This is a genomic window from Hymenobacter ruricola (genome assembly GCF_015694525.1).
In the GTDB taxonomy this organism is placed as follows: domain Bacteria; phylum Bacteroidota; class Bacteroidia; order Cytophagales; family Hymenobacteraceae; genus Hymenobacter; species Hymenobacter ruricola.
In genome coordinates this window covers 39,961-63,060 of record NZ_JADQDM010000017.1, presented here as the reverse complement: position 1 = coordinate 63,060, position 23,100 = coordinate 39,961, and the positions used below count along the sequence as shown (strand labels likewise).

The window sequence follows — 23,100 nt, the reverse complement described above, 5'->3', positions numbered from 1 at the left end:
AGAAGTATGAATTAAAAATTATGGGTTATGAATTGCCAACACAGCAATTCATAACCCATAATTTTTAATTCATACTTCTATTACACCAAGCCGCTCATGCGCTCGAAGCCGGTGCCGAGAATGGCGGCATCATCGGCCCCCAGCCAGTCTTTGAGGATATTGGCGTAGATGCTGCGGAAGTCCACTTGGTGGCGCAGGTCGCCCTGGTCGAGGTTGGCGAGGTCGGGGGCGTCGTTTATCACGCCTTTTTTCTGAAGCGCGCCGCCGGCCAGGAACACGTTGTTGGCCGTGCCGTGGTCGGTGCCGTTGCTGGCGTTCTGGCCCACGCGGCGGCCAAACTCGCTGAACACCAGCACCAGCGTGTTGTCCCACTGGTTGTTCTTCTGCAGGTCGGCGGCCAGCACGGCCAGCCCGTCGCCGAGGTCGGTGAACAGGCGCTGCTGCTGCTCGTGCTGCCGCACGTGGGTATCGAAGCCCGACAAAGCCAGGTAGTACACCCGCGATTCCACGCCGGAATTAATCAGCTCGGCCGTGGTTTTCAGGTTTTTGCCGAAGTCGGAATTCGGGTACGTCGCCGTCGACTGGTAGATTTTGGACTTGTCGTACAGATAATCGGCCGAGGAAGCGGTTTCGGCCAGCGTTTTATAGAGGTAGTCTACCTGGCTGTGGTGCTCGGTGCTGGCTTCCTTACTCACCTTGGCAAGCAAACGGTTCTGGCTGATTTGGTGGAACTTGTCGGGGCTTTTCAGGGCCAGACCCTTGCGCTGGCTGCCTTTCAGGGCCAGGCTCAGGGTGTCGTCCACTTCCAGGGCGTTGTAGGGGCGCTGGCAGTCGGGGCAGTTCGAGTCGAGGTAGCGGCCCAGCCAGCCGGTGCTCACCACCTGTTCCGAGCCCGAACCCGACTGCCAGATGTCCATGGAGCGGAAGTGCGAGCGGTCGGGGTTGGGGTAGCCCACCGAGTTCAGCACCGCCAGATGGCCCTGGTCATACAGCCCTTTCAGGCCTTTTAGGGCCGGGTGCAGGCCCAGGTCCTTGTCCAGGGCCAGAATACCATCGGCTTCCCGGATGCCCAGCGTGGGCCGGGCCTTGTAGTACAGGTCGTTGCGAAACGGAATGACGGTGTTCAGCCCGTCGTTGCCCCCGCTGAGCTGCACCACAATCAGGCGCCGGGCGCCGGGGGCGTTACTCAGGCGGGCCAGGCCGGGCCCCCGGTCCAGGGCGTGCAGAAACTTGGGCACCAGCAGCAAGGTGCTGGCCAGGGCCGAATTGCGGAGGAAGTCGCGGCGGGAGGTAGCCATGGTTTGTTTCGGGGGAAAGGGAAGAAAAAAATACTACTGGCCGTCATGTCGAGCTTGTCGAGACATCTCGCGCGCCACCACTAATTCAATCGATTGAGTTAGTAACACACGCGAGATGTCTCGACAAGCTCGACATGACGTTCTTCGACATGATGGTCCTTAACTACGCCAGCTGGTATTCCGGCAGGCTCAGCAGCGTCACCAGCGTGGCGCGCAGCGCTTCGGCAGACTCTTTCTGCTGGGCGGCCTGCTGCGCAAGCTGCAGGTTTTCGGGCCGAATGGGCGTCTGGAGCAGAAACTGGCTGAGCTTCTCGGGTTGCTGCGCGGCGGGCGTGGCACCCAGCAGCTGTTGCAGCGGGGCCAGCGGCAGGTGGGCGCCCGCGCCGGGCCGCACGGTGCGCTCCGTTTTGGTCAGGTTGGGGGCGATGTCGTTTTCGTCCTGCTTCAACGCCACCGCAAACTCGGCGTTTTTGAACAGGATGGCCGGCAGCTGCAGGCGCAGCAGCAGCGACGACGAATCTATCCAGTTGCGGCCGCCGGGCCAGCCCGCCACGTTGGGCGGCTGAAACAGGTTTTGGCCCAGGGCTCGCTGGTAGCCCAGCAGGGTTTTGTCGTTGTCAATCTTCACGTTGAGCGTGCGCCGGATGCCCGCCAGCAGCTCCACCGGGCTCTTGATGTGGGTGCCCACGTTGGCCGGGTCGTAAAACCAGTCGGCCGAAAACAGGCGCTCCATTAGGTCGGCCAGGTCGTAGCCGCTTTTGCGGAAGTCGCGGGCCAGCGGCTCGATGTGGGCCGGGTTGGGCACATCGTTCACGAAGAAAGTGTAGATTTTCGTGACCAGAAACGTGGCCGCCGCCGGCTGCTCCAGAATGCGGAGCAGCACGTCCTCGCCGGTCAGGTTGCCGGTTTTGCCCAGAAAGGTTTTCGAGCCCGCGTCGTGCTCCCGTTCCCGGAACTTGAAGCGGTTCTGGTAGTCGTAGCCCCAGCCGGTGAAGGCACGGGCGGCCTCCTTCACGTCGTTTTCGGAGTAGTTGCCGCGGCCCAGCGTGAAGAGCTCCATCACCTCGCGGGCAAAGTTCTCGTTGGGGTGCTCCTTGCGGTTTTGCTGGTTGTTGAGGAACTGCAGCATGGCCGGCTCGCGGCTCACGGCCAGCAGCAGGTCGGGGAATTTGCCCAGCGCGTGCTCGCGCATGGCGTTGTGCAGGCTGAGGGCGGCGTCGGGCTGGCGCACCCGGCAGGCAAAGTGCCCGTGCCAGAACAGCACCATCTTCTCGCGCAGCTGTGCCGGCGACGTGGCCATGCGGTCCATCCAGGCCGTGCTCATGTTGTTGAAGGCGTCGCGGATGCCCTCGTTCTGCATCTTGCGCTGCGCGGGCGTGAGGTCGGCGCGGCGCAGGCGCGGCGCCCCGGCCGCGATGGTGCCGCCGCGCAGGGCCGAGCGCGGGCGCAGCAGCGGCACCGCGCCGGCCGCCATGGTCGGGTCGGGCGGCGTCGTGACCGTGCCGTCGGGCACCGGCTTTTTGGTGAGCGAGGCCGGGTCGGTCATCACCGCGCCCTGCGGGTTGGCGTAGTTCAGGGCCGGGCCGGCCAGGGGCTCGTACTTCTCGGAATCGTGCAGCAGCTGGCGCAGGGCTTTGCGAGGGCTGAGGCCGGCGGCCACGTCTTGGGGGCGCGGGCCGAAGCCGGCGCGCCAGTACAGGTGCTGGAGTTGCTGGGCGCTGTTCATGTCTGGTAAGACGGGAAAAGCGGCACTTCGTTTAATGAGGAGTGAATAACTGAGGGGCGTCTGTCATCCTGAGCGCAGCGAAGGACCTTTTCACCGTTGAACGACCCGCAGTAAATACTGACGACAGCCGACGTGAGAAGGTCCTTCGCTGCGCTCAGGATGACAGACGCCCCTCAGTTAAGCACCGCTCCTAAAACCGTGCCCCCAGCACCACTGTCTTCTTGTACTCGCGCTTCTCGCCGCTGGCGGGGCGGAACAGCTCGACCAGCAAAATGTAGTAGCCCACGGCTGCCTTGTGGCCGCGGTCGTCCACGCCGTCCCACTGCACGAAGCCGTTGGTGGGCAGGGTTTCGTTGCGGGTGAGGCGGCGCGTGAGGCGGCCCAGGGCGTCGTATACCGTCACGGTGGCGGCGTAGCCGGGCTGGTCGAGGTGGTAGTTGAGGGTGGCAAAATCCTGCTGGCCGTCGTCGTCGGGCGTGAAGACTTCGGGCTCCACGGTCAGCTCCTGGTTGCCGCCGGGCGCGTCCTGGGCCTGCGAGTTGGGCCGGCCGGGCGTGGCGTAGCCCACCGCGCTGGCCGCCGAGTGAAAGTTGCTGCCGTTGCTCAGCCCCGCCGCCCGAATGCGCTCCAGCGACACGCCTTCCTGAGAGGCCAGCAGGCTCAAATGCATATTCTTGCTGTACGCAAACCGGTCAATTTCAATGCCCACGGCGTTGAACAGCAGCGCCGTGCTTTCGTCCGGGAAAGTCGGGAAGCTGCTCAGCTGCACCAGGTTGGCCGCGTCGCTGGACGTGGGGTAGTAGGCCAGCAGGTTGCTGCTGCTGGTGCTGAAGGCCAGCAGCTGGCCCGGGGCCATCACCAGCGGGCTCGTGCCCAGCACGTCGACATCCACGCTGGCGTCGGGCTTCAGGTTGCCGAACTGCCAGCCCTGCAGGTCGATGAACTTGTTGCTGCGGTTCAGCAGCTCCACGAAGCGCACGCCGCCGGTGCGCGGGTTAAACAGCAACTCGTTGATGACCACGTCGCCGCTCACGGCCGGTTCCGGTAGCGCCAGCCCGGCCGATTGCAGCGGGCCGCTGGCGTTGCCCACGCAGTCGGTGGCCAGCTGCACGGTGAGGGTGGTGGGGCGGCTGGCTTGCAGCGCCGCGCCCAGCGTGAGGTCGACCTGCCGGAAATCGGGCGCCACCGGCGCGGCCCGCACCACGGCCGGGCCCGGCGCGGCCAGCGCGTAGCGGCCGGCAATGGCAGCCGAGGTGCTGTCCAGCTTTTCAGAAAAATACGCCCGCACCGTGGTGGCGTTCAGGGCCACGGCGCGGAGCAGGGTGGGGGCCGTGGCGTCGGCCAGGGCGGCGCGCACCGAGTTGATTTTGCCTGGGGTGCTGCCCGAGGAGGCCACGCTGGCCGTCCAGTTCTCGGCCCCGCCGCAGAAGTTATTGGGGTCAATCATTTCCAGGCTCCAGCCGCCCTCTTTCTTTTTCGCGTCGCGGTACCAGGCGTCGGAATACGTCACCTCAAACAGCGTGCGGCCGTCGGCGCCGCGCAAAATGAGCTGGTCGCCGCCGTTGCTGAGCGCGGGGAAGCTGGTGGGGCCGTACACCTTCACGCCGGGCTGCACAAACTCGGCGGTGTGGGTACTGCCGCACACCACGGCGTACTGGCCGGGCGCTAGGCGGGCGGTATCGGCAAAAACGGCCACCGTGGCGGTGCTGCCCTTGCCCAGGCGCACCCCGCGCAGGCTGATGGTTTTGGTGGCGCTACGGTTGTAAATCTCCAGGAATTCCGACGGCGGCGAGTTAGGAGTCACCGGCGGCGTTTCGTCGGCGAATATTTCGGTGATAATCAGGTCGCCCACGGCCGGCGTGCTGGGCGGGGCCACGGTGGTGGTTTGCAGGGCGCCGCTCGCGTTGCCGATGCAGTCGGTGGCGCTTTGCACGCTCACGCTCACAATGGCCGTGGTAGCCACGGGGGTGGTCAGGGTCAGGTCAACCGTCCGAAAATCGGGCCCCACGGGCGTGGCGCCGGCCACCGCGTTGGCGGGCGTGACGGTGTAGCGTGCTAAGTTGCCAACCGAGCTGCTGTCGAGCTTTTCCGAAAAATACAGGCGCAGCAGCGTGGTGCTCAGCAGCTCGGCGCGAAGCAGGGCGGGGGCCTGGGTGTCGGCGTTGGCGGCGCGCACCGAGTTGGCCTTGCCGGGGGTGCCGCCCAGCGGGTCGGCGCTGGCCGTCCAGTTGGCGGCGCCCGCGCAGAAGTTGTTGGTATCAATCATTTCCAGGCTCCAGCCGCCGTCCTTCTTAGCAAGGTCGTGGTACCAGGTGTCGGAGTACTGCACCTCGAACAGGGTGTGGCCGTCGCGGCCGCGCAGGATGAGCTGGTCGGTGTTGTTGGTGAGCGAAGGAAAGTTGGTGGGGCCGTACACTTTCACGCCGGGCTGCGCAAACTGGCTCACGCGGGTGCTGCCGCACACCACCGCGTATTGGCCGGGCAGCAGCTTGGCCGTATCGGCAAAGGCGGCGTAGGTGGTGCTGCCGCCTTTGCCCAGGCGCACGCCCCGCAGGCTCAGGATTTTGGTGGTGCTGCGGTTATAAATCTCCACGTATTCGGACAGCGGCAGGCCTACTTGCGGCGTTTCATCGGCAAATATCTCACTGATAATCAAGTCGCCAAACGCAGGTGCCACCGGCGGCGCGCTGAAGGGCGCCGTGAGTGGCCCGGTGGCCACGTTGCCGTAGAGGTCGGCCACGTTGCGGGCTTCCACCACGTTTTGGGGCGCGAAATCGGCCGCAAACGCGAGGCGCACCACGGCCGGGTTGGTGGCCGACACCTGCGCCGACAGCGGCACCGCGCCGCTTTGCAGGCGGTAGTTGGCGGCCCGGCTGGCGCTGGCCGGGTCCACCGCTTCGTTGAACACCACGTCGACCTGCCGGGCGCTGAAGCCCACGGCGCGGGCCAGGAGCGGCGCCGTGGCGTCGGTCACGGCAAAGTCATCGAAGTAGAAATTGCGGTTGTTGGTGGCGGAGTAGTTCAGAAACACCCCCATGGCCACGCTGCGCTGGTAGGTGGCGTCCACGGGCTGGGCCGCCTCGGCCACAAAGGTGCGCCCGCCGGTGAGGTCGCGCTCCAGGGTCCATTGGTTGGCGGTGGTGCGGGTCACGCGCACGCGCACCAGGTTGTTGGTGGTGCTGGCCAGCGTGCCGTCGAGGCCGTCGATGACGAGCACGGCGGCGCGGGTCGAGTCTTTGCGGAACAGGCTTACTTCGTCGGCGGTGCCGCCCAGGCGCACGAAGTAACCCTTGTTGTTGGCGTTTTTGAGGTCCGTCTCCGAGGCCATGAGCCACACGTCGGCCAGGTTGCCGGAGCTGGTGGCCAGCTTCAGGTTGGCCCAGAATTCCCACACCGTGCCGGTGGTGGCCTGGCAGGGCGTGCTCAGGGCAATCTGGGTGGTCGTCACGGCCGGGCCGTTGCTTTGCAGCTGCTGGGTCGCGACCTGGAAACCGGTTGCGTCGCCGGTCCAGACGGGGTTGGCGGTGAAGTTGCCATCCGAAAAATCGTCGCGCAGCTGGGCCTGGGCGAAGCCGGGCAGCAAGAGCAGAAGCAGAAAGTATAGGTGTTTCATTGAAATCAATGAGGAGTAAGTAGCGAAAAACGAGCCCGGGAACTTGAAAAAGCAATTCCTCATTGCTCCGTTTTCATTCCCGATTAAGCGCGGCGCAGGGCTACGCGACGTCTAAAGTAGTCCATTTGTGGCGACATTTGCCGTTGCGCGCCCGCCGAGGGCGCAGCTTTTTATTTTTCTGCTTTTTCCATGAAAATTGCTGTTGTGGGTGCCACCGGCCTGGTGGGCACCGAGATGCTGAAAGTGCTGGCCGAGCGCCGGTTTCCGCTCACCGAGCTGCTGCCCGTGGCCTCGGCCCGGTCGGTGGGCCAGGAAGTGGAGTTTCTGGGCAAAAAATACCCCGTCGTGAGCATGGACGACGCCATCGCGGCCCGGCCCGATATCGCCATTTTCTCGGCCGGCGGCTCGGTGAGCAAGGAGCACGCGCCGCGCTTTGCCGCCGTGGGCACCACCGTCATCGACAACTCCTCGGCCTGGCGCATGGACCCCACCAAGAAACTGGTGGTGCCCGAGCTCAACGCCGACACCCTCACGCCCGAGGATAAAATCATTGCCAACCCAAACTGCTCTACCATTCAGATGGTGGTGGCGCTGAATGAGTTGCACAAGACTTACAAAGCGCTGCGCATTGTGGTGAGCACCTACCAGAGCGTGACCGGCACCGGCAAAAAAGCCGTGGACCAGCTCCTGGAGGAGCGCGCCGGCCAGCCCGCCGCCAACCCCGCCTACCCGCACCCCATCGACCTGAACGTGCTGCCGCACATCGACGTGTTCGAGGCCAACGGCTACACCAAGGAGGAGCTGAAAATGGTGAACGAGACCAAGAAAATCATGGGCGACGACGGCATCCGCGTGACGGCCACCTGCGTGCGCATCCCCGTGATGGGCGGCCATTCGGAGTCCATCAACGTGGAGTTTGCCGAGGAATTTGAGCTGGCCGACGTGCGCGCCATCCTGGCCCGCACGCCCGGCGTGGAATTGGTGGACGACCCCAGCACCAACCGCTACCCCATGCCCAAGGACAGCCACGGCCGCGACGCCGTGCTGGTGGGCCGCCTGCGCCGCGACGAAACCCAGCCCAAAACGTTGAATATGTGGGTGGTGGCCGACAACCTGCGCAAAGGCGCCGCCACCAACGCCGTGCAGATTGCCGAGTACCTGGTGAGCCAGCAGGTGCCGGCCGGCAATTAAGCCGCGCCCGCGGCGTTGGGGCTACGAACATCCACGGTCGGCTTATGCGCTGTTTTCTTCTTCTGTTGCTTTTCCTGAAAATGGGGCCCGCGCTGGCGCAGGGCCCCATTTTGCTGCGCGGCCGGGTCGTCGACGCCGAAACGCACCAGCCCATCCCGAACGCGCAGGTGGGCGTGGCCGACAACCGTATTGGCACCAGCACCAACGAAGACGGACGCTTTGCGCTGAGCATTCCGCCGGCGCTGCTGGGCGAGCAATTGGAAGTGGCCCTGCTGGGCTACCGCAAATACGCCCGCGCCCTGCCGCCGCTGCCGGGGCCGGAGCTGCGCATTGAGCTGAAAATTGCGCCCGCCGCGCTGGGCGAGGTGCAGGTGACGGGCTCGGTGCTGGGCATTGTGCGGGAAGCCGTGGCGCGCATTCCGCGCAACTACCCCACGCGACCCACCCAGCTCACGGGTTTCTACCGCGAGTCGGACAACGACCCGGCCGGGCAGCCGCGCTACCTGGCCGAGGGGCTGGTGCTGGCCTTTAAGGAATCGTATCTGCGGCGCACGGCGGACGGCGAAATTCAGATAAAGCAGTCGCGCAAGGTCGATTTGCGGCGCGACCGTACGCCCATTCGCATCGACTGGGCGGGCGGGCCGTTCATTGCGCACATGGGCGACTTTGTGCACCGCCGCTCGGAATTCATCGACGCCGCCCATTTCAAGGACTACGACTACCGCCTGGCGCCCGGCAGCACGTTTCAGGACCGAGCGGTGTACGTCATCACCTTCGGGCCGAAAGCCGGCAACCGCCGTGCGGCCTTCGAGGGCCGCATGTACATCGAGCAGGACAGCTACGCCTTCCTGGGGGCCGAGTGGCACTACACGCCCGCCGGCCTGCGCCGCGGGGCGCGCGACGTGGCCGACTCGCGCAGCCTGCGGGTGGCGTACCAGCCCTACGCTGGCCGCTGGCACCTGAAAACCGTGTGGTGGCAAACCGAAGCCAAATTGCCGGTGGGCCCGCCGCTGAAGTTCTTCGGCGAATTCCTGACCACGGCCATCGACACGGCCCAGACGGCCCGGCCCGGCTACCTGGAGCGGGCCCAGCTCTACGACGTGTTTCTGCGCAACAAAGTGGTCTACGACTCGGCCTTCTGGCAGGGCCACACCACGTTGCTGCCCGCAGCGGCGCTGCAAAAAAGCCTGTTCGACCAGCAACGCCAGCAGCAGGCCAACTCGTTGTTTAAGCCCGCGGAAGCCGGCACCCACCCGCAGGAGAAAAAACCAAGTGCCTTCGACCGCTTTCTGAGACGCTTCAGCTACGGTACGCACGCGGGCGCCTGGCCGCTGGCCGTGCCCGCCGCGGGCCTGGCGGTGGCGTATGCGCCGGCCGGCTACGGCTTGCAGGTGCAGCGCGCGGCTTCGGTGCGCGCCCAGGACCTGACGCTCTTCACGCAGTTTGAGTACGAGTATGCCCTGACGCGGGAACTGGCCGCGCGCCTGGCCACGCAACGCCTGCACCGGCAGTTCGGGGGCGACGGCTGGGAAGCGGGCCTGAGCTATCAGCACAACTTCACGCCCCGCCACCGGCCGTTTTACGGCCGCGCCGGCCTGGGCTATATCCGCCAGACGGTGGACCTGCCGCTGGGCCGCTTCGACAACCCCGATGCGGGCCTGCGCGTGGCCGGCACCCACCTCGGCGCCGACGAGCTAAGCGCCCGCCTCCAGACCGTGATTGACGCCCTGCGCCCCAGCCTGGGCCTGGGCCTGGAGCTCAGCCACCGGTTTGAGCTGGTGGCCGATGCCAGCTACCTGGTGCCGCTGCGCAGCAAAACGCAGCTGCAGCTGGATGAGGAAAGCGGCTTTTTCCTGTTCCGGAGCAGCGCGACCGTCGATTTGCCCCGCGCCGACGTAGACCTGCGCGTGAACGACCAGCCCACCACGCGCCTGCCGTGGCAGCAGCAACATTGGCTGCTGAGCATTGGGCTGCGCTACCGCGTCCGCTGAAGATTATGCCGCATTCCAAGCTGCCAGCCGCCTTTTTCCAGCGCCCTGACGTGCTGACCATTGCGCGCGAGCTGCTCGGCAAGCACCTCTATACCAACATCGACGGCGTTATCACCGCCGGCCGGGTGGTTGAGACCGAAGCCTACCGGCACGAGGGCGACCATTCGCTGACGATGCACCTGCAGCGCAAGCGCCGCCAGGCCCAGGGCCTGCACGTGCCCGGCGGCGCGGCCTACATCTACACCGTCTACAACCGCCACGCGCTGTTCAATATCGCCACCCACGACGCCGCCCACCCCGACGCCGTGCTCATCCGGGCCGTGGAGCCCACCGTGGGCATTGAGGAAATGCTGCGCCGCCGCGGCCTGGCGGAGGCCAGGCGGGCCCTCACGGCCGGTCCCGGGGTGCTGAGCCAGGCCCTGGGCATTACGCCGGCCCTCACCGGCCGGCCCGTGACGGGCGAGGTTATCTGGTTTGAAGACCACGGCGAGGAAATCGCAGAGACTAATGTCGTGGCCAGCGCCCGCGTGGGGCTGGAATACGCTGGGCCCGAGGCAGCGGGGCTGCCGTGGCGGTTCCGCATCAAGGGCAACCTGTGGACCAGCCCAGCAAAGTGAGGCTCTTAGCTGGTACGCATGAGGACGGGTAGTTTCGGGCGCAATTTGAGTTCACAAAACGCATGGCTGAGTCGAGTTTCGTGAACATGGATGGGTGAACCGGTTTCTTAAACGCTATCCGGACACTAGGGTGGGTGCAACAGTTGCAGATTCCCGGTTACAGCACTTTACTAAATCCAGTCTATAATTCGACCACTCTACTGGCGAGGCCAGTCGTGGGTTGTGCAGCAAATAACATCCCCAGAAGCCAAGCAGTCAGGGTTAGCGGGAACCACGCCGTGGGCAGGACAACCCTGGAGCGGAGTCGCAGCTTGTGCAGGACGATTCCGTGCGAAACGCCTCTTGCCCACAGGAGCAGCCGCAAGCCCGTGGCCGGCCGCACAATTCCTCCGTCGCAGAGTGCCTTTCTTGGGCTGAGTCCTCCCGTCTTCACGGTTTGTGGGCAGCGCTGGAAAAGCCTCCATGGGAAAAGCCCCCATGGAGCACATAGAATACCAGGGCAACCGAGGAGATGAAAATCAGCAGGAAGGCTCCGGCGATGGTGTTGCGGTTCTTTTTAGGGGCCAGGTGCAGCAGGTAAAGCAGAATCACCGCTTCCGTGAAGAAAGCAAGCACACTAAAAACCAGGAAGGAAGGGGAATCGAGGGCAGGGTTCATGCTTCTGGGATAGTGGGTTACTTGGTTGGCTTGTTGCAGAGGCGGTTGGCACGCTACCAGGAAGACTGTTGCCAAGCTGAAGGTAGGGCAAGGGATGCGCCGGCGGGCAGCACTTGGCCAGGAGGCACCGCTGATAGCGGTGGCGTAACGGAAGCCACCTGGTGTGCCCCATCATGGGGTGGGACAGCTTCCACAGCCTATCGTATTGGACAGATAGTCCGCGTACGCTTGTGCATGGGAGGCTTCGGCCGCCGCGACGTCGGCATCAATATGGTCGATAGTGTTTAAGTAGACGAGGGTTGCAACCGTACCGCAAGTGGCGAAAACGCCCAGCCCGGTTAAAACCGCTATTGCCACCGCACCGGTTTCCACCACCTCTCCGATGACAGGAATGACAATCACTATCAGGCCTTCGGCCGAGACTTTGAGCACTAATCCACCGGCCGCTCCTGCGCAAGCACCTATCTCTGCCAGCAAAGCCGTGGCCGCGACCGTACGGTCCGAATTGGCGGCAGCTATCGCTCGCGCATACGCCACTTCGGCCCTGGCATAAGCCGTTTTGCAAGCATCTTTGCAAACGCTGCACTCCGACGGACCCGCACCCACCCCTGGATTGGAGTCCGGGTCGGTGGTGTCTGGTGGGTCGTTAGGGTTGGGTTCGGGCGGGCCGTTGTGGTCGGGTTCGTCCGGTGGGGGCGGGGGCGGGCATTGCTCGGGATAGACCTCGCAGAAGGGCGGGGAGCCCACGACGACTTCGCCGAGGCAGCCGCCATCCAGATTTGATTCCGAATTGTTGGCAATCGACCCTCCACGTTTGCGGTTGGGGTCGGCAGGGGAGTCTGCCCCAACAGGGGAGGGCGCCGCAACGAGCAGGGAAAGGTCGTCCACCCGAACGGGCCGGGGGCTTTCATTAACGAAGGCGAGCTGGACAAAGCCATCCACGGGCATGGTCCAGGTGCACGCAAGGTGCTGCCAGTCGTCGCGGGCCGAACGGTTCACGGCGCTACTGCCGGAGGCCACCAAAACGGTGTCGGCGTTGTAAACCGAATAGCTCAGGTACGCCTGGGGAACAGCGCGCCGCGAAGGCCGGAAGCAGGGCGTGAATGACACCCCCAGCCCCAGATAAGGAAACAGGCGCTTCGTGGCCCGGCCGGGCTGCTCTGCCGGAAGCGGCGCCAGGGCCGGGCTTTGCCCATAAGCCGCTGCGGCCAGGCTGGCCGCTTGCACCAGATGCGCGGCCGCGCGGGGCTGGGCGGGATAGCTGACGTAGAGGCTTGCCGTAAGGGGCTGGCCCGCTTGGGCCGGCATTAGCCGGGAAAGCGAGAAGTACGCCCGGGCGGCTCCACCAACCATGAGCAGCGAACTCGTTCCGGTACGGGCGTAGCGAGGGTCGCGCACGGGTTGCAGGCGCGACCCGCTGATGGCGGGCTCTGACGCCTCTTCAAAAGAGGTGTTGAGGCGCGGGGCAGGCTCAGGATGCAAGGGCGGAGGTAGGGCCTCCACCCGAGCGGAAGGAAGAGCGGCCTGTTGGGCGTGGGCCAGCGAACTGCTTAAAGCCAGCAGTGACAGCAAAGGGTAGCGAAAATTCATGGGAAAGGGAAAAGTACCGGAGGAAGACAGGCGCGAACGGCAAGCAGTTAGGCTACGATGAATCCATACTACAAAAAAGTCTGAAAATTTCAATTTGTTGTTTTAGAGTCGGTTAAGGCTTGGACTTGCAGCGGTGAGCTGTTTCCTGAGGAGGTTGGCTGCTGGTCCGCGTTAACCATTACTTCCCAGCGCTGCCCCTGCGCCGTGTGCACCTTGATGCGCAGCACTGGCGCGGCACGGGGAGCACGCTGGGGGGGAGAAACGTCTTCCACCTCCAAGTCGACGCGCTGCCCGTCTAATGCGATGCACCAGGCCGCGGCCATGGCCGGGGCCACGGGGCGCTGAAAGAAAACCGAGGACACTTCCCCGTTGGTCACGGCCGGGTCGCTGGCGGTAATCACGTCGGTCGGCGTGCTGTCGTCGAGGCTCACCCGCACCAGCCGCCCGGAGGGCAGGCGGCTGGCCAGCGACACGGCGCGCTGCTGGTGCGCAACGCGCGGGTGGCGCAGGTAGGGGAAGCCCCCGCGGCGACTGGCCCACGGCTCCCCGGGCAGCGAATCCAGCCAGTGGCCAGCCTGGTGGTAGGCTATGGCCAGCCGCTTGCGCGGCGGCTGCATTTGGGCTTGGTCCACCAGGAGCACCAGGTTCTCGCTCAACAGGGCGGCCGTGCGAATCAGGCGAACGGAATCGTAGGCGGTGCGGGTGTCCATGGTCAGGTAGTCTACCCCGGCGGTTTTGCCGAAGGCCAGGCACCGGGCCGTGGAGTTTTGCTGGGGGGCCTCGTCCAGCAGCAGGGTGTTGTGGGCCGCCGTGCTTTTGTACCAGCGGAGGTGGGCCGGGTCGGCGTAGGTGTTCACGCCGGGGTCAACGGCAATCATTTCGCCGCCCTTCACGAGCACGAAGCTGAGCTGCTCCTGGTGCGAATGCCCGCCCGCAACGGGCGTGTACTTCAGGTACAACAAGGTGTTGCTTCGGCCACTGCCTTTGGCCAGCAGGCCCAGGACGGGAAAATTGACGCTTCGGATGGGGCGCGGCGTCATGGGCGGAATCGCGGGCTCCCCGTAGAGCAGGGCCCAATCCAGGAAAAAGGGGCCACGGCTGGGGGTATGGCCGCGGGTGGGCCGGCGCATAATCGCGGCATAGGCCGGGTCGTGGAACTGCGCGTACGCCCACTCGTAGAGGTATTCCAGCTCAAGCACGTGGGCGGGGTGCGAATTGTTAAAACCCGGGATGACGAACTCCGCATTCACCAGTTGCAGCGGGGCATCCAGCAGCTTTTTCAAAGGGGCAAGGTCCACGGCAACGCCGGCGTTGGTCGCGTCCTGGCCGAGGGTGATGAGGGCCTGGGCCGTGTAGAACTGGTAGCCCGTCGCCCGCTCGGCCCAGAAGCCCTCCGCCGTAATATTGTGCCGCACCTGGTAGGCATAGCCGTGGGCGGAATCGGCCAGCGCTTGCGTAACTAAGGGCTGGTCGTGCAGCAACAGCCCCACCATGCCGACGGCGGCTTTTTCCCAGCACACGATGTTGAGGCCGGGCTGAACGGGCTGGGCCACTTGGTGCGCGGCGGGCAAGAAAAGGCGCGTTTGCAGCCGCCGCCTGTCCTGCTGGGAGAGCCGGGGCCAGATTAAATCCGCGCCCTGCGCCATGTCAATCAGCCAAAGCGCGTCGTACAGCGTCTCGTCGTGGATTTTGCCAAAACTGACGTCTTTGGGGTCCCGGCCCCGTGATTTGTTGACCAGCGGCAGCCGCGGGTACAGCTCGGCATACGCCAGCAGAATCTGCCGGGCCTTGAGGGCGTAGCGCTCGTCCTGGCTGAGTTGATAGGCCAAGCCGAGCTGGACCACCCCCACTGCCCAAATGTCGTGCACGGTGCCGATAATGACGCCATCGTAATCCCGGGCGGCAACGGTGGGCGTGCCGCGAAACACCTGCCCCGTTTGGGAGTTGTAATGCTCTCATTGCCAGTCGCCCACTTGCTTGCCCCGGGCGAGGGCGACGCCGGAAAGCGAATCGATGTAGTAGTGCTCCCAGTTGCCCGCGCGGGACGGGAGCGTGAGGTCCTCCGTCAGCAATTGGTCGGCCCAGCTTTTCAGCCGCTGCCAGCTACGCGCCTGCCAGGAGGGAGTGAGAATGGCTTGGCGCAATTGCCGGATGCGGGCCGGGGTGGTCAGCAGGTAGGGATGTGGGCGCGGGAACGCCGCGGATGGGGTGCTTAGGTTTTTGGCAGGCACCATTCCCACCAAGCAAAGCTGTAAGAGTCCTCCTGCTAACCAGGTGCGGCGCGGCGCAAGTGTGCGGCGGGCAAGCAGAAGCAGGAGAGACAACAAGGAATATGGGCTCATGGTAGATGCGTGGCTGGCAATCTTGTGTTTGCCAGTCGTCAGGAAGGAATAATTGCTGGACAAATCCTTCAGCGCTGCTGGCGGATTCCTTGACCTGCTGCCCCACGCAGAAGTACTGAATTCGACTTCCGGAAGGGACACTGTGAGGCCGTATCCTGACTCATTCGGGGCCCGGTAAGAAAGGCAAAATGGGCTGGCTGGCGGCCGCGCCCAGGGCTGGCCAGCTCAGCAGCAAAAAGTATGGTAGTTTCTTCACCAATGGGGATTTTCGGAGAAGAAGGCGTCCCAGTAGAAACCAGACTTGTGCATCGCCTTGCTACCCGGTGCGCTTTACAAATGTCCCCGCTTAAGCGCCTAAGCGCTATCTCATTTTTAACAGCACTCGTTCAGAAGATAAACATTTCATTCAGCATCTGATAATGAGTGGTTTAATTATAATACTATTCGGTCTTTTGCCGCGTCCAGCTTCATTTTTAGCACCAGTTTGTCGCAATTGTTTTAGTGTGAACCTGCCTGGCTCCACCAAACCGCTCTCGCGGGCGGAGCTGGCAAACCCGCTGGCATGCGGAAGAGGGTGCAAGGAACCGCGCGTTCACCAAAACGGCGATTTTAATAATCATGCTTTTTGTTCTCCGGCTCATCCATAGGGGTTCTCCTGCTTGATTTCGAGCCACCGCTCGGGCCGGTCCAGGGGCTGGTAGCCGAAGCGCTGGTACAGCGTGTGCGCGTCGTGGGTGGCGAGCAGGTGGCGGCGCAGGTGTTGCAGGTCGGGGTGGGCCAGCACCTGCTGCACCAGCCACTTGGAGAGGCCCCGGCCGCGGTGCGCGGGCAGCACAAACACGTCGCAGAGCCAGGCAAACGTGGCCCTGTCCGTCACCACGCGGCAAAAGCCGGCCTGGGCACCGTCGGGCGCGTACAGGCCGAAATTGAGGGAATGGGCAATGGCCCGCGCCACGGTGGCGCGCGGAATGTGCCGGGCCCAGTACGACTCCTCGCTCAGCCAGCGGTGGATGGCCGCCACGTCGAGTCGGGCCGGGTCGGTGCTGAGGGAGTAGCCATCGGGGCGGGTGTGGGGGCTAAATTCGGGCATGGGCTCGGGGGGCGAAGAATGCGGCCGCAAGCTACAAAACCGCGCCGGGCGGCCCGGCGCGGCATCCGAAACGACGCGCGCTGCGTTAGTCACTCAGCCAAACCCGTAATCATTTCCCTTTCACGTAATTGTCAAACGCTATGAAATTTCTACGCCTTGCTTTGCTGGCCGCCTGCGCCGGTGCCTTGCCCCTGGCCGCTTCGGCCCAGGGGCCCGTGCTCAGCACGTTTGCGGTGGGCCCCACCACCGTCACCGCTTCGGCCCTGGTTTCCAACCTCGACGTGGTATGGGAGCTGGTGTGGGGCCCCGATAATTTCCTGTGGGCCACCGAGCGCTACGGCCGCATCAGCCGCATCAACCCGGCCACGGGGCAGGTGCTGCCGCTGCTCACCCTGCCCGACGTAACGGCGGTGGGCGAAAGCGGCCTGCTGGGCATGGCGCTGCACCCGCAGTTTTCCACCTCGCCCTACGTATATGTGGTGTACAACTACACCGACGCCGGGGTGCTGAAGGAAAAGGTGGTGCGCTACACCTACTCGGCGGCAGCCAACACGCTGAGCGCGCCCGCGGTGCTGCTCGCCAACATCACCGCCTTTAACACCCACAGCGGCTCGCGCCTGCTCATCCTGCCCGACCTGACGCTGCTGGTAAGCACCGGCGACGCCTCGCAGTCCTCGCTGGCCCAAAACCAGGCGGCTGTCAACGGCAAGATTCTGCGCATGAACCTCGACGGGACCGTGCCGGCCGACAACCCCACCCCCAACAGCCTGGTGTATACTTCGGGCCACCGCAACCCGCAGGGCCTGGTGCGCCTGCCCAACGGCCGCCTCTACAGCTCCGAGCACGGCCCCAACAACGACGACGAAATCAACAAGATTGAGGCCGGCCGCAACTACGGCTGGCCCGACGTGGAAGGCTTCTGCAACCTGCCCGCCGAAGCCGCCTTCTGCACCGCCAACAACGTGCGCGAACCCCTCTACACCTGGACGCCCACCATCGCGCCCAGCGGCCTCGCCTACTACGACCACCCGGCCATTCCCGGCTGGCGCGGCAGCCTGCTGCTGGCCGCGCTGAAGGGCCAGCAGCTGCTGCAGCTGCCCCTCGATGCCGCGGGCACGGCCATCACCTCCCGCGCCGACTACCTGACGGGCGCTTTTGGCCGCCTGCGGGCCATCTGTGTGTCGCCGGACGGCAAAGTGTACGTGGGCACCAGCAACCTGCGCGGCCAGCTGGGTGGCACCCCGGACCCCACCGACGACCGCATCATCGTGCTCGAAAATCGCTCGTTTGTCTCGGCGGTCCGCGCCGGGGTGGCGAGCTTCGCCTTTGAGGTTTTCCCCAATCCCGCCCAGGGCACGGCCACGGTGCAGCTGCCGGCCCTCGTGGCCCGCCTCACCTTGCAGGACGTGCTGGGCCGGCCGGTGCGCGAGTTCCGGCCGGCCAGCGCCACGGCCGTGCTCGACGTAAGCTCGCTGCCCGCCGGCACCTACTGGGTGCAGGCCGAAGGGCCCGGCGGCCGCGCCACCCGCAAGCTGGTGGTGGAATAGCCCGCCAAAACCAACAGCCCAAAAAAAGCCCCGGCACTTGCCGGGGCTTTTTTGTTGTGAAGAAGGCAGTGAGCTTATTCCAGCACCACTTTGCGGGTAAGCACCTGGCCATCGGCGGCCACGCGCAGGGTGTAGAGGCCGGGGGCCAGCTTGGCCGTGAGCAGGGTGTGCTCGGCGCCGGCATTGGCCAGGGTCTGGGTCAGCACGGCCTGGCCCAGGGCGTTGAGCAGCGTGGCTTGCCCTGCGCCGTGCGCGCCGCCAAGCTTGAGCGTGAGCTGGCCGGTGTGGCTTGGGTTGGGGTATACCACCAGGGCTTCGGTGTCAGCCTGGGCTTTGGCAGCCAGTACGTTGGATGCCACAATGGTGAAGATGCCCGGGGTGTCGGAACTGCCGTAGCCATTCACGGCCACGTAGTACTGCGTGCCGGCCGTGAGGCCGGGCACCGTCACCGAGCTCAGGCCCGTGTTGTTGGTGCCGCTGGTCCGGCAGAACAATTCCTGGAAAGGACCGGCCGAGCAGCTGGGGCTGGTGAACACGCGCACCGTGCTGGCCGCGTTGCCCGTCAGCGTCAGCGTCGACGACGTGGCGCTGGCCCGGAAAGTGAACCACACGTCCTTGGGCAAGGCCCCGCCACCGCAGGCCGGGGTGTTGATGCCGTTTTGGATGCTGGTGGAGGCGCCAACGTTGGACACGGTGAGGGCCGTGGCCCCGAGTGGCAGAGCCGCGCAAGGTTCGTTGTTGGGCAGCACCGTCGTAAAGGTGGCCTCAGTGGAGAGGGCGGGCGAGCCCCCCGGCCCCGCTGCGCACACCGGCTGCACGCTCACGGTGTAGGTGGGGCCCGGTATCAGGCCGGTCAGGGTAACGGGGGAGGCCGTCACGGTGCGGCTTTGGGCGGCGCCGCCGGCGGGCGTGTAGGTCACCACGTAGCTGGTGTTGCCCAACCCCGGCGTGAAGCTCACCACGGCCGAGTTGGTGGTCACGTTCGCCACGGCCAGGTTGGTCACCGGGAAGCAGGTCAGGCAGGAAATTTCGGCGGCAAACCCGTCGCGGAGTCCCGAGCCGTCGGAAGTGAAAACCAGGGTGAGCTGGCCGGTGGGGTTGCTGGCCGAAGCACTCACGATGCCGGGCGAACCGGCGCCGTTGTAAGTGCCCAGCAGCGGCGCCGAAGCCGTCGGCCCGTCGTAGATGCGCAGAAAGTCGTAATTGGGTTCTGTGTTGAACGCGGTGAAGTTGAGCGAGACCTTGCCCGCGCTCGTGGCCGGCGTGAGCACCGTGGTGCGGTTTTCGTTGTTGCCGTATTGCCCGCCGGGCCCGCCCGAGTCGAAGATGACGCCGGAGCAGGTCGTTTGGTTGGTACCGATGATGTAGGCGGCGGTGCCCGTGTTGAACGAAGCCGAAGAGCAGGAAGAGCCGGCCGGCGTGGTCACGCAAATCGAACCGCTCAGGGCGTTGTTCGGCACCGTCAACGTCAGCTGAGTGGCCGAAACCACTGTGAAATTGCTGACGGCGGTGCCGCCCGTGCCCCCCATGGTGACGGCAGTGGCGCCGGTAAAGCCCGTGCCCGTCACCGTCACCACCGTGCCGCCCGTACCGGAAGTGGGCGTAAAGCTGGTCACGGTGGGGGCCGGCACGGTGAAGTTCGTGGCGCTGGTGGCCAGCGCCGTGTTCTGTACCCGAACGCGGCCCGTGGTGGCGCCCACAGGCACCACGGCCGTTATCTGCGTGTTCGAATTAACGACGAAGCTGGTGGCCGGCACGTTGTTGAAGGTAACATCCGTGGTGCCGGTGAAGCCCGAGCCCGTGATGACCACGCTGGTGCCGGGCAGGCCGCTGGCCGGCGCGAAGCTGGTGATGCCGGGCACCGAGGCGGCGCAAGCCACCGTGGCCGCGAAGCCCGCGTATTCTACGGACCCGTCGGAAGTGAAAACCAGCGTAAGCTGGCCGCTGGTATTAGCCGCCGAGGCGTTAACAGTGCCGGGGCTGTCGGTGCCGGTGAATTCGCCCAGCAGGGGCGCCGAAGCCGTGGGCCCGTCGTAGATGCGCAGAAAATCGTAGGTGCTTTCCGTGTCGAACGTGGTGAACGTGAGCACCACCTTAGCCCCCGCGGTGGCGGGGGTGAGCACCGTGGTCAGGTTCTCGCTGGTGGAATAGTCCCCGTTGGCCCCACCCGAGTCGTAGATGGTGCCGGCGCAGGTGGTCTGGTTCGTGCCGATGGTGTACGTCTGTGCCCAGGCACCAGGGGCCAGCAGCAACAGGGCGAACAGCGCAACAACAGCCTGCCACCGGGGAATCCGGGCGGGGGCTGTTTGCGCAATAAAGAGGTGTTTGGAAGGTATTGGGTGTGACATGCTAAAAGGGAAAATGTGAACAGCTTATCAGGAAAATGCCGAGCGGTTTGGGGGCCCCGCAACGCCGGACAAAAACCACCCGAAGGTTTACGGCAATCGTCCGAAGCCGGACGTGCTGCCAGAAGGTTCGCGCTGTCGCACGTGGAAGGTTGCTTTCATGAGTTAAGGGGTTAAGGGGGTGAATGAGGGGTGAAAAGGGTAATTGCCCGCCAGCGCGCCAAGAGCCTTGCCAGCCAAGACGTTGCTTTCAGTTGCGTAATGTAGAAAGAAAGCGCGAATCCGCACGAATAGTTAACGCCGCCGAAGAATTTATCCGCCGGACTGAGCCAGAATTGCCCCGGACCGCACGAACAGCTACCAGTACTAACAAAAAGAGCCGGCACAAGCCGGCTCTTTAAGGTTAAAAGGCAAAGGAGGCTATTCCAGCACGACTTTACGGGTGAGCACCTGCTCGCCGGCGGCCACGCGCAGCGTGTAGAGGCCAGGAGCCAGGCCACGGGTGGAAAGTACCTGCTCAGCCGCGCCGGTCAGGGCCTGCCGGCGCACGGCTTGGCCCAGGGCGTTGAGCAGCGTAGCCTGGCCCGCGCCATGCGACCCGCTGAGCTTGAGCGTGAGCTGACCCGTATTACTCGGGTTGGGGTACACCAGCAGGGCCTCGGTGTTAGCCTGCGCACGCGCGGCCGAAGGAGCCCCCGAACCGCACAGGATGAAGGTGCTGGCCGTGGGCGAAGGCTGGCTGGTGCCGGAAGCGTACACGCGCACGTAGTACGTCTGGTTGCGCGTCAGGCCGGTCAGGTTGTGAACCGAAGTGGCCATCGCCGCCGTCGAAGCGCAGAAAACGCTGGTAGTAGCAGCGCAGGTGCCCGTGCGCACGTTCAGGGAGGCGGCAAACTGCGGGGCAAAGGTGAGGGTTTGCGTCGTGCCCGTGGCCACGAAGGAGTACCATACGTCAACGGCCGAGCTGCCCGTGCAACCCGTGGTGGGCGGCAGGCTCTGCGAGGCGGCCACCACGGTGCCCACCACCGGTGCTGCGCAAATCGTGCCGAGGCTGAGCGGCACCGCGCCGGTGCACTCGTCGTTGGCCGGCACGGGCGGGCCCGTCACCACGCACAGCGTGAACGTGCTGGTCGCTGCCGTGGGCTGCGTGTTGCCGGAGGCATACACGCGCACGTAGTACGTCGTGCCCTGCGTCAGGCCGCCCACGTTGCTGGTAGAAGTGGCACCCGCCGCCGCGCTCGTGCAGAAAATGCTGGTGGAAGAGGTGCAGCTGCCCGAACGCACATCCAGGACGGCGGCAAACTGCGGCACGAAGGTGATGGTCTGCGAGCGGCCGTTGGCCACGAAGGAGTACCACACGTCGTTGGCGGTGGTGCTGGTGCAACTGGTCGCGAGGGGGGAACTGAGCGGCGTGGCGCCAAACACGGTGCCGCTGGTGGGCGTGGCGCAGGTGGCCGCCACCGTGAGCGGAAGGGCCGTCGTGCAATTGTCGTTGGCCGCAGGGTTGGGTTCGGTGGTGAACGTGCCGACATTCGACCGGTTGCTGTCGCCGGCCGAGCCGCCGCAGTTCTGTACCACGTAGAACTGGTAAGTGGTTTGGGCCGTGAGGGGCGTAAGCACGGCGAAGAGTTGCGCCGTGGTGGTGCTAGAGTAGGGGTTGGTGGTAGGGTTGCTGGGCAACGCCGGGTTGAAACCGGCTGGGCCGTACAGAATGGTGAACGGGCCGGGGTTGGCGTTCGATGCGGTGAACGTCACCAATGCCGAGGAGTTAGAAGCCGCCGCGTTCAGGTTGCGCGGGGCCGGGCAGGCCGCCGGTATTGGCGGCGCGAAGGAATAAATCTGGCCCGAGGCCGGTACCGTGCCGATGGTGGCCGTTTCAGTAGTCGAGCTGACCCCGGGCGAAGTGCCCGCGTTGTTCAGCGACAAAAACGAACCGCTGCCCGTGCCAGTGCCGGCCAAGCCAATGGATGCCGTGGCGCCACTGTTGGCAGTAGCTCCTCGATTATAAATGAAACGAACGATGTTGGTGCCTTCTACCAGCTGGACCTGAAACGAAAACGTTCCCCCGGTTCCTATGCGGTTGGTCCAGTTCAACCATTGAAACGTGAAGACGCGGCTGCCCGTCGTGCCAGTGGTTTGATAAGCTGCAGTGCCGCCTACGCCGGTCAGGTCGTCCCAGTAAGGGGCAACGAGAGGACGCGACGCCGCCGACACGCTCGACAATGCATTGTCGTAAGACGCAAGGCCGTTGGACGGGGCTGCTGCATTGAAGGAGAGGGTGCCGTTGGAGCTGACGTACGCCTGGGTATAAACGTTACCATCGAACACGAAGTTGAACCCGATAGGAACATTCACAAGGGCATCATCGCTGCTGATGCTCGTGACGGCCGTGGCCGTGTTTGGCAGCGCCGTAAACGTGCCCGCACTGGCCGAGAACGAATAGGTATCAACCGTTTGGGCCTGGTTCGGACGGCTGTTCAGCAGCAAGGCGGCCAGCAGCAGCAAGGCCCAGCTCAGCGGTCCGCGCTTTCGCGCATGTAAAGGTGTCGTCATTAGGTGAAGGGGGAAAAAGGATTGAACAATACGGGTGGAAATGCGATGAAACGGGTGGCAATATCGTAAGCCAGGCAAGCAGGTCAGCCCTTCGGCATAGGCTTTTGGCAATGTAATGTAGAAAGAAAGCGTAGCCTGATGCAAAAAAGCAAATGTATTTCAGGCCGGGCAGAATACGTAGCTTTAGGCAAAAAGATGGTTGGCGGCGCTCCTGCCGCAGTTTTGCGCCGGCAAATATTTCGGGAAAGTTTGTGAGTGCAGGGCCATATTAAAAGGCGGTGGGGGAGCGGCCCGGCAAAGAGCCTGCAAGCGGGCAGTGCATACCGCAGGCGCCCCTGGCCGGCGTCGCTTGTTCAGCCACCCCTTAATTTAACAGGCCGACGCGCGCAACGAGAACCATTGGCATTCGGCGAAATGCGGACAAGTGGTGCGGAGGCAGGCGTATTACTTCGGCTGTCCCAAACCTTGGCCTAAACCAACGCGGGCGCACCTGAACGTTGGGGCCAGCGTGTGCATGCAATGGCACAAGCGTTTGTCGCT

General features: G+C 64.5%; 14 protein-coding genes. 4 read left to right on the top strand and 10 right to left on the bottom strand.

The window, feature by feature from the left end:
• Nucleotides 1-80: 80 nt before the first annotated feature.
• The 3 genes from I2H31_RS21405 to I2H31_RS21395 form a co-directional block, all read right to left on the bottom strand.
• On the bottom strand, nucleotides 81-1,298 hold the full coding sequence (locus I2H31_RS21405; RefSeq protein ID WP_196295100.1) for a DUF1501 domain-containing protein: 1,218 nt from the start codon (nucleotides 1,296-1,298) through the stop codon (nucleotides 81-83).
• Nucleotides 1,299-1,461: 163 nt separating this feature from the next.
• Nucleotides 1,462-3,024: a DUF1800 domain-containing protein gene (locus I2H31_RS21400; RefSeq protein ID WP_196295099.1), complete on the bottom strand. Its 1,563-nt coding sequence runs from the start codon at nucleotides 3,022-3,024 to the stop codon at nucleotides 1,462-1,464.
• Nucleotides 3,025-3,214: 190 nt separating this feature from the next.
• Nucleotides 3,215-6,637 carry a lamin tail domain-containing protein gene (locus I2H31_RS21395; protein WP_196295098.1) on the bottom strand — a complete coding sequence of 1,141 codons (3,423 nt, stop codon included), beginning with the start codon at nucleotides 6,635-6,637 and terminating at the stop codon, nucleotides 3,215-3,217.
• A gap of 189 nt (nucleotides 6,638-6,826) precedes the next feature.
• On the opposite strand from I2H31_RS21395, the gene I2H31_RS21390 reads away from it, so the two are divergent.
• The 3 genes from I2H31_RS21390 (at nucleotide 6,827) to I2H31_RS21380 (ending at nucleotide 10,436) form a co-directional block, all read left to right on the top strand.
• Entirely contained in the window at nucleotides 6,827-7,828 is a 1,002-nt protein-coding gene (locus I2H31_RS21390) for an aspartate-semialdehyde dehydrogenase (RefSeq protein ID WP_196295097.1), read from the top strand.
• Nucleotides 7,829-7,893: 65 nt separating this feature from the next.
• Nucleotides 7,894-9,819: a carboxypeptidase-like regulatory domain-containing protein gene (locus I2H31_RS21385; protein ID WP_196295096.1), complete on the top strand. Its 1,926-nt coding sequence runs from the start codon at nucleotides 7,894-7,896 to the stop codon at nucleotides 9,817-9,819.
• Nucleotides 9,820-9,824: 5 nt separating this feature from the next.
• Nucleotides 9,825-10,436 (top strand): DNA-3-methyladenine glycosylase, encoded by a 612-nt coding sequence (locus tag I2H31_RS21380; protein ID WP_196295095.1) that lies wholly within the window; start codon nucleotides 9,825-9,827, stop codon nucleotides 10,434-10,436.
• A 429-nt stretch (nucleotides 10,437-10,865) separates the two neighbouring features.
• Here the strand turns inward: I2H31_RS21380 and I2H31_RS21375 are convergent, their stop codons facing one another.
• The 5 genes from I2H31_RS21375 to I2H31_RS21355 all read right to left on the bottom strand — a co-directional run bounded on the left by I2H31_RS21375 (nucleotide 10,866) and on the right by I2H31_RS21355 (nucleotide 16,115).
• Nucleotides 10,866-11,093 (bottom strand): hypothetical protein, encoded by a 228-nt coding sequence (locus I2H31_RS21375; protein ID WP_196295094.1) that lies wholly within the window; start codon nucleotides 11,091-11,093, stop codon nucleotides 10,866-10,868.
• A gap of 171 nt (nucleotides 11,094-11,264) precedes the next feature.
• The gene (locus tag I2H31_RS21370) at nucleotides 11,265-12,683 is read right to left on the bottom strand and encodes a hypothetical protein (protein ID WP_196295093.1); all 1,419 of its coding nucleotides are present in this window, start codon (nucleotides 12,681-12,683) and stop codon (nucleotides 11,265-11,267) included.
• Between the two features lie 89 nt (nucleotides 12,684-12,772).
• Nucleotides 12,773-14,611 carry a heparinase II/III domain-containing protein gene (locus I2H31_RS25710; RefSeq protein ID WP_196295092.1) on the bottom strand — a complete coding sequence of 613 codons (1,839 nt, stop codon included), beginning with the start codon at nucleotides 14,609-14,611 and terminating at the stop codon, nucleotides 12,773-12,775.
• 27 nt (nucleotides 14,612-14,638) lie between these two features.
• A complete protein-coding gene (locus I2H31_RS21360; protein ID WP_196295091.1) occupies nucleotides 14,639-14,917 on the bottom strand; it encodes a hypothetical protein in 279 nt (92 codons plus the stop codon).
• A gap of 745 nt (nucleotides 14,918-15,662) precedes the next feature.
• Nucleotides 15,663-16,115 carry a GNAT family N-acetyltransferase gene (locus I2H31_RS21355; RefSeq protein ID WP_196295090.1) on the bottom strand — a complete coding sequence of 151 codons (453 nt, stop codon included), beginning with the start codon at nucleotides 16,113-16,115 and terminating at the stop codon, nucleotides 15,663-15,665.
• Nucleotides 16,116-16,255: 140 nt separating this feature from the next.
• Here I2H31_RS21355 and I2H31_RS21350 point away from each other — a divergent pair, with 140 nt between their 5' ends.
• Nucleotides 16,256-17,662 (top strand): PQQ-dependent sugar dehydrogenase, encoded by a 1,407-nt coding sequence (locus I2H31_RS21350; RefSeq protein WP_196295089.1) that lies wholly within the window; start codon nucleotides 16,256-16,258, stop codon nucleotides 17,660-17,662.
• A gap of 74 nt (nucleotides 17,663-17,736) precedes the next feature.
• On the opposite strand, the gene I2H31_RS21345 is transcribed toward I2H31_RS21350, so the two are convergent.
• Together I2H31_RS21345 and I2H31_RS21340 are read right to left on the bottom strand one after the other, a co-directional pair.
• Nucleotides 17,737-20,010: a CUB domain-containing protein gene (locus I2H31_RS21345; protein ID WP_196295088.1), complete on the bottom strand. Its 2,274-nt coding sequence runs from the start codon at nucleotides 20,008-20,010 to the stop codon at nucleotides 17,737-17,739.
• A gap of 417 nt (nucleotides 20,011-20,427) precedes the next feature.
• The gene (locus tag I2H31_RS21340; protein ID WP_196295087.1) at nucleotides 20,428-22,560 is read right to left on the bottom strand and encodes a T9SS type A sorting domain-containing protein; all 2,133 of its coding nucleotides are present in this window, start codon (nucleotides 22,558-22,560) and stop codon (nucleotides 20,428-20,430) included.
• Between the last annotated feature and the right edge of the window lie 540 nt (nucleotides 22,561-23,100).

Bases quoted from the DNA above. Each gene is read 5' to 3' on its own strand.
- I2H31_RS21405 (WP_196295100.1), bottom strand. From the start codon at position 1,298: ATGGCTACCTCCCGCCGCGACTTCCTCCGCAATTCGGCCCTGGCCAGC.
- I2H31_RS21400 (WP_196295099.1), bottom strand. From the start codon at position 3,024: ATGAACAGCGCCCAGCAACTCCAGCACCTGTACTGGCGCGCCGGCTTC.
- I2H31_RS21395 (WP_196295098.1), bottom strand. From the start codon at position 6,637: ATGAAACACCTATACTTTCTGCTTCTGCTCTTGCTGCCCGGCTTCGCC.
- I2H31_RS21390 (WP_196295097.1), top strand. From the start codon at position 6,827: ATGAAAATTGCTGTTGTGGGTGCCACCGGCCTGGTGGGCACCGAGATG.
- I2H31_RS21380 (WP_196295095.1), top strand. From the start codon at position 9,825: ATGCCGCATTCCAAGCTGCCAGCCGCCTTTTTCCAGCGCCCTGACGTG.
- I2H31_RS21375 (WP_196295094.1), bottom strand. From the start codon at position 11,093: ATGAACCCTGCCCTCGATTCCCCTTCCTTCCTGGTTTTTAGTGTGCTT.
- I2H31_RS21370 (WP_196295093.1), bottom strand. From the start codon at position 12,683: ATGAATTTTCGCTACCCTTTGCTGTCACTGCTGGCTTTAAGCAGTTCG.
- I2H31_RS21360 (WP_196295091.1), bottom strand. From the start codon at position 14,917: ATGGTGCCTGCCAAAAACCTAAGCACCCCATCCGCGGCGTTCCCGCGC.
- I2H31_RS21355 (WP_196295090.1), bottom strand. From the start codon at position 16,115: ATGCCCGAATTTAGCCCCCACACCCGCCCCGATGGCTACTCCCTCAGC.
- I2H31_RS21350 (WP_196295089.1), top strand. From the start codon at position 16,256: ATGAAATTTCTACGCCTTGCTTTGCTGGCCGCCTGCGCCGGTGCCTTG.
- I2H31_RS21345 (WP_196295088.1), bottom strand. From the start codon at position 20,010: ATGTCACACCCAATACCTTCCAAACACCTCTTTATTGCGCAAACAGCC.
- I2H31_RS21340 (WP_196295087.1), bottom strand. From the start codon at position 22,560: ATGACGACACCTTTACATGCGCGAAAGCGCGGACCGCTGAGCTGGGCC.